Here is a 6,826-nt window from a genome sequence, read left to right as displayed (position 1 = left end):
ATCTATTTTGCTTGATGTTTATCGTTTTCTCAATAAAAAACAGAGCCCTCATTTGGTTATTTTTTCTTATATAATTAAACACCTATTATGTAATTAACGAGTATAGTAGTAGTATTCACAAGCAGTAATATAAGAAAATTACGAAATTCACGAATGTAGGCCAGCTGGGAGTGTGAGAAGATTGATAAAAGTTTTATATATAGGATGGATTGGTTACAACAATTTAGGCGATGAACTAATGTTGGATTTATTTAAACAGCGGCTTTCACAATTAGAAGGACAATTTAAGCTCGAAGTTGTTAACAATGAAGAACGGTTCTTACGCAACGTATCTATAGAGCAATACGACCTGATCGTGCTCGGTGGAGGTTCGATCATAAGCGGTCCACAACATCTCGTCCAACCATATATCATTGAAACACTACACAAAGCGTTAACAATAAATAAAAAAGTTATGATCTGGTGTTCTGGTATGGACTGGATACCTAAGTCCTATATCACCCATTTAGAGTCTGGTCGCAAACTCCCTCTGACACAATCCACAAGGCTTCAATCAAAACTCGTTGACGTATTTGAAGAAAGCATTTGGGCTGGTGTAAGAGGACCATTAACCTTCAGCTTGCTACAACAGTTCGGTGTGGAGAAGAACATTCAGCTTAGCGGTGACCCAGGTTTTTTGATGAAAAAAAAACCACCACACCTTCCAAAGTCAGAAAATCAGGAAAAAATAATAGGCGTCAATTGGGGTACAGCATTTAACGTTATATACGGTAATAATGAGACAATCGTAGAGGACCATCTTGCAAATGCTTTAAATAAATTTATTGAACAAGGTTATTCCATTCACTTATTCGTTATGTTTAGCACAGATATTGAGCCATCTAAACGCTTATATGAAAAAATAAAAAAGAAAGATCGCATCGTGATGGACGAAACTTTATATAACCATGAAGAGTTAATCTCCATTATAGAAAGATTCGCATTTACGATCAATTTCAAACTGCATGCCAATTATCTTTCGTTAGCAGCACACGTCCCGTTTATCGCATTAGGATATCGATTCAAAGTTTTTGACTTTGTAAAGTCTGTTGACTTGGAAAATTATATCGTGTCAACCGATGCTGGAGATTTAGCAGATCAACTGTTAATTACAGAAAATAGTATTACACGTAACCAAAAAGAAATTATTAAAAAAATGAGATATTACCAATCTCTTTATAGTAAAAGGATCAATCAATCTTTCGAAGAAATGGTACACATTAAATAGAAGAATGACAATAAATCAACTAAAGAATAAGCTTCTGAGCCTGTTAAGATATACTAAATTCGGGCTCTTTTTAGACGAATTCAGTCTTACGGATTGTGACAGTCACTTTCTACCAGTTACTCACTAATGCTAGATGTTCATAACTTTGCCTATTGTTTCAAAGGTATAAAACAAGATTCATGGTAGAATAAAAGCATCCTAGTAAGTAGGGAGAGATCGCCAATATGAAAAGCAAAATTTATGTCATAGTTGGTTTGGTAGTTGTTGCTTTAGCAGCCGCATTCTTTGCTTTAAGTGATGTTAGCGATACAGTCATCGAACCGGTTACAGAAGATATCAAAGAATTAGTTCATGATTACAGTGTGAGAAATATAACGAGTCCTTCTGCTTCTATTACATCACACGAACTAATTGTAACGAATCATGATCAAAAGCAAGTCATTTATGATTTACCCAAAGACGAGTTCTTTGTTTCGATTGCACCATATTATGATCATACCCATCCTTGAATGAATCATAACTTGACAGGTTGTCAAGGAGAACTAGTGGAAGAAGAATTCAACGTATCTATTGTGGATTCTGAGGGAAAGGTCATCCTAAACGATACAATGACTTCTCTATCGAATGGCTTTATTGATTTATGGCTACCCCGAGACCAAACGTTCCACGTAACTATTGAACATGGTGAACATATCGTCGAGTCTGAAATCTCCACATTCGAAGGAGATCATACGTGTATTACAACCATGCAGTTTATGTAAAATAGATAAGCTCCGTCTTTATGACGGAGCTTTTTCTGTATACTAGCTTGCTTCTTTCACTCGATCCGTTGCATATGGAAGGTACCACAGCTTATCAAAACATTTATGTTTTTTCTTTCGGATTAATTTTTTTATTCCTATTACAGCCGTGTATTAATAAAGAAACGACAAGCACAAAAAGCACAAAAAATATAGCACTATATCCGATATTAACATTGAAGTAATTGTATGCTAGCATCGCCATGGAAATAGAACTAAACAACAGAGTCAACAGGATAAGAAAAGGTATCTTTTTTCGATTCATTTTGTTCAACCTCCTCTATAAATCAGCTTACCATTATTGGTTAATAATGGTAAGCGCCCTTTCTCTCACTTCCTATAATTTTATGATTTTAGATAGTGTCTAACAAAAAACGATACAGCAACTTCATTGTATCGTTCTTTAAACTGATTATTTACACGACTCCACAAACTCAACAAATAATCGAAAACTTCGATCATCTGTCTGATAGCTAAATTCCGGATGCCATTGCACAGCAAGAGCAAACGTTTTATTAGGTATTACAACAGCTTCAACAAGACCATCTTCTGATTGTGCAACACACACTAATTGATTTGATAACTTCTTTATCCCTTGATGATGATAGCTATTGACCATCAGTACCTCGGTATCCAAGATTTGATGAAGTATGTTACCCGCTTCAATATAAACAGAATGAACCGGCTTGTCATAAGGCGGATTTTGTTTATGAGTAATTTTTGTTTTTGTCAGCATTTCTGTTGGAATGTCTTGATATAGCGTTCCCCCTAATAAGACATTGAACAATTGAAGTCCGCGGCAAATCCCAAAGACAGGTTTATCTAAGTGCATAACTAGTTGAAAAAGAGCTTCTTCCATCTTATCTCGATCATGGCAAAGCTCCCCACAACCATCTTTTATGTTTTCATTATACATCGCTGGATTTAAATCTTGTCCACCTGTAAAAAGAAAGCCATCGAATGTGCTAGCAAGAACTTCAAGTGTTTCTTGATCAGTTGAAAGAGGTAACATTACAGGAATTCCACCGGCATCTTCAATTCCCTTCATGTAACCAGGTAACATCCAGTAGCTTTCTTTATCAGCATCGAATAATGGCAAAATGCCAATCAATGGTTTTTTCAACTTGAAATCCTCCTCTATTATTACGGTCCGTGAAATTATGAAACGAGATCAATTTCCTCACTATGAACAGGCAATGTAATTGTAAAAGTTGTTCCAACGTTCGTTTGGCTATCGACGGCAATGGTGCCGCCATGACTTTCAATAATTTGAAAACACACCATTAATCCTATTCCAGTCCCTTTATCCTTTGTCGTGTAAAAAGGTTCACCAATTTTAGTGAGAAGCTCCTCTGGTATTCCGCATCCTTCGTCTATCACTTGAATCTGAATATAGTCGGTCATTGCGTTTACTTTAAGAACAATGCTCCCCCCTTCTTCCATAGCCTCAATTGCGTTCTTAATCAAGTTAATAAAAACTTGCTTGATTTTTGTTACCTCACAATGTAGAAAAATTTCCTCATTCTCTGCATGTAATACAAGTTCAATGCTTTTCATATTAGCCTGAGAAGTCAGTAGCAATTTTACATCATTCATTAGTTGGATGATATTCTGCTTTTTTCGATTTTCTGAATGAGGTTTCGCTAGTATTAACAGCTCACTTGAAATTTGCTCAATTCGCGATAGTTCATCTTCAATAATGGTGTAATAAAGCTCTTTCTCTTCCTTAGTTCGTTTCAACATATCAAAAAAACCTTTAATAGCCGTTAGTGGGTTCCTTAGCTCATGGGCAATGCTTGCTGCAAGCTCGCCCGTAATATTCATTTTTTCAGAACGAATCATTAAAAGTTCATTTTCCTTTTCTTGTGTGATGTCGACAAAGGAGTGCAAAACAGCTGGTTCTTTTTCAAATAAAATCGCGATCGATTTTACTACATAGTACTTTTTCTTTTCATTGTTTAGAACAAACTGGTGCTGTTGCACTTGGTTATTAGGTGCTTGTTCTAAACAATGATCGTAACCTTCAAAGAAGGATTTCAAGCCTTCTTCCTCAACTCCTTGTTCCGACATTGCAAACTGCTCTTTCGCTACTTTGTTCAAAAAACGAATGGTACATCGCTTTCTAATAATGACTGGAATAGGAAGCTCATTGATAATTGTCCGAAGTTTAAATTCACTAAGCTGAATAATCTCATGCTTAAGTTTAATAAGATTGTTTTCGAGGAGTAGGTCATGATTTTTCGTTTTTAAATCATGGTTCAATTGTTCCACTTTTTTTATTCGGTCGATCTCTTCAACAGAAGGTTGTTTCAAGTGGTCTTTACTGTAAAAAGGAGAGATACTTAATTGATCATCTATCATAAAATGTGTATGGGTCTTCATTAATTCATTTTGTACGTAAGCAGGCGTGCTTAAGGCGTAATATGTACAAACGGATAGAATATTGTTTTTAAAAATATAATCATCACAGCTTCTTTCATAGTTTAAAAGAGTCTCAAGAGGTGAGGCTTCGTTCGGAAACGGAACATCTCCCCAAGTCCATACTTTATAATGGTTGTCAACGTAAGGCTTAATAATGCACTTTAATTGCTTAACAGCCCATTTATCATTAAACTGCCCATCAAGGATATAAAGGTTATTTGGACTGTGATATTTCACATTATGCAATTGACTTTTTGTAAGTCCCATCGTTACTAGACATTCTTTAATGCTCTCCTTCATATCATCATGCACAATCACAAAAACAACAGAGTTCTGCACGATTCCTTCATAAATGAAACTGGCTGCATTCTCAACATATTTGCTTATTTCATTGAAAATATACAACACATGCGCTCCATCTTTATGAAAAGAAAGCTCCTTACTAAGTTTTTGAATTGCAGGCATATCATTCATCGTTTTCTCCTTATCCACATTGTATCTGTTCTAACCAATATTATAACATGTAATTTTATAGACTTAGCGTGAACTAATGCGGAAATTAGTACTTTCCCATGAAAAGCCTGTGTAATATTCAAAAATAATTTTCCAACTTCAATTAATTTACATTTTTTTAGTCAGAATGTGTAACCTATCTTTACCGACATAACGAAAGGAACTTAAAATGAGACATATCCTTCTTTCCTCTTTTTTAATATGGTTAAATTATCATCAGAAGACCTGGAAAATATTACCGAAATTTTCAAGGTCACTCGCTTATATTGCTTTCATTAATTCCTCTTATTATTATTTTTTTAAAAAACATATCTTATGGGAATTACAATCAAACAACCTTAGTTTAAAACAGTTACGAGTTATACATATTTTTTTTATAACTCCTTTAATTTTCTTACTTTGTATGGCCAATTTCCCTGAACACAATTTAAAGTTACAAATAAAACATATCCTTAAATGGTCGATTAAATGTGCTTTAGTTGAATTTATGGGACTCCATACTCAAATGATTTACTTTAAAAATGGCTGGAATATTTTTTGGTCTTGGCTTATTTACATCTTTCTTTTTTCATTTGGGTACATTTATACGAAAAAACCTAAACACATATGGACTTTAACCATCCCTACTTTAATGTTCTTTCTCGTAAAGTTCCGAGCACCGTTTCGAAAAATTTTTCTCCTCGGACCTGTTCTTTTTCTCTGGAAAAGAACTAAACATGCTTTCTTTGCTTAATGTTTTTCCCCTAGGCCTTGTCTTGTAAGCCTTTACTCAGCCGTATTCATTCACGATTTTAATTATAAAAGACATCCTGTTTTTAGAGGATGTCTTCTGTAATATTGAACTTACTTTTCCGGAGCAATCGAAGCTTCAGGAGAAGTCACTTTATCATAAAATTTCACGAATTGGTCTCTCTCATCACTTGCTCGATAAGCCATCGCAACTCGTGGATGTTCGTTTAATGTTCCTGAGATCATGTAAGGAATGATATAGCCCCACTCCCATTTTTGACGCATCTCTAGCATATGCTTCTCAATAACACTTAGAACAGGTTTAATTTCGTAGCTCGCTTTTTGAATATGTGTAACTAGAAGCTCCGTGTTACAGTTGCCCGCTGCACGCCCCATCCCATAAACGGAAGAATCAAGGAAAGTAACACCATTTCTCAATGCCGTAAGGGTGTTCGCAAAAGCTAGCTGCATATTGTTATGTGTATGAATACCAAGCTGTTTATTTGGAATCATTTCTTGGAACTTTTTCACTTGGTGTGCAATATCTGCAGGATCGAGACTTCCAAACGAATCAACAATGTAGACTACATCAACCGAACTTTCCTTTACCATTTTAAACGCTTCAATCAGCTGGTTTTCTGGAACACTTGATAACGCCATAATATTTAGGGATGTTTCATACCCTCGTTCATGAAACATTTCAACAAGCTCTAAGCCTTTATCCACTTCACGAATGTAACAAGCAACACGAATCATATCTAGCGGGCTTTCTGCACGTGGAAGAATATCATCTGGGTCAACACGACCAATATCAACTAATGCAGATAGCTTCGTAACCTTTTTCTCAGGAATAATCTCTTTTAAGAAATGGTCATCCAAAAACCTCCACGGATTTGGCTCTGTCGCATTCAAAAGCTTCGGCGAGTTTTTATAACCAATTTCCATATACTCAACACCTGCAGCGCTTAGGCCTTCATACAAATCTTGTACAAATTCAACACTAAAATCCCAGTTATTAATAAGCCCTCCATCACGTATCGTACAATCAATAATTTTGCTACTCTGCTCCATGACACAACCTTCTTTCTAATTTTTT

General features: G+C 35.4%; 5 protein-coding genes. 2 read left to right on the top strand and 3 right to left on the bottom strand.

The genetic code is table 11. The annotated features are described in order from the left end of the window. Positions 1 to 181: 181 nt before the first annotated feature. The gene (locus JCM9140_RS15820; protein ID WP_034748626.1) at positions 182 to 1,267 is read left to right on the top strand and encodes a polysaccharide pyruvyl transferase family protein; all 1,086 of its coding nucleotides are present in this window, start codon (positions 182 to 184) and stop codon (positions 1,265 to 1,267) included. 224 nt (positions 1,268 to 1,491) lie between these two features. Further along, on the top strand, positions 1,492 to 2,028 hold the full coding sequence (locus JCM9140_RS23270; protein ID WP_173585937.1) for a CueP family metal-binding protein: 537 nt from the start codon (positions 1,492 to 1,494) through the stop codon (positions 2,026 to 2,028). A gap of 451 nt (positions 2,029 to 2,479) precedes the next feature. Here the strand turns inward: JCM9140_RS23270 and JCM9140_RS15800 are convergent, their stop codons facing one another. The 3 genes from JCM9140_RS15800 to JCM9140_RS15785 form a co-directional block, all read right to left on the bottom strand. Beyond that, entirely contained in the window at positions 2,480 to 3,190 is a 711-nt protein-coding gene (locus tag JCM9140_RS15800; RefSeq protein ID WP_034748614.1) for a gamma-glutamyl-gamma-aminobutyrate hydrolase family protein, read from the bottom strand. Between the two features lie 35 nt (positions 3,191 to 3,225). Further along, a complete protein-coding gene (locus tag JCM9140_RS22700; protein ID WP_052002317.1) occupies positions 3,226 to 4,962 on the bottom strand; it encodes an ATP-binding protein in 1,737 nt (578 codons plus the stop codon). Positions 4,963 to 5,844: 882 nt separating this feature from the next. Beyond that, positions 5,845 to 6,801, bottom strand: a complete 957-nt coding sequence (locus JCM9140_RS15785) for an aldolase catalytic domain-containing protein (protein WP_034748609.1) — start codon at positions 6,799 to 6,801, stop codon at positions 5,845 to 5,847. Between the last annotated feature and the right edge of the window lie 25 nt (positions 6,802 to 6,826).

The organism is Halalkalibacter wakoensis JCM 9140 (assembly GCF_000513095.1).
Lineage (GTDB): Bacteria > Bacillota > Bacilli > Bacillales > Bacillaceae_D > Halalkalibacter > Halalkalibacter wakoensis.
Note: the sequence above shows the minus strand (reverse complement) of the source record. Positions and strands in the feature narration are given on the sequence as shown.

Excerpts from the sequence above, each read along its gene's own strand:
- JCM9140_RS22700 (WP_052002317.1), bottom strand. The coding sequence starts at position 4,962 with ATGAATGATATGCCTGCAATTCAAAAACTTAGTAAGGAGCTTTCTTTT.
- JCM9140_RS15785 (WP_034748609.1), bottom strand. The coding sequence starts at position 6,801 with ATGGAGCAGAGTAGCAAAATTATTGATTGTACGATACGTGATGGAGGG.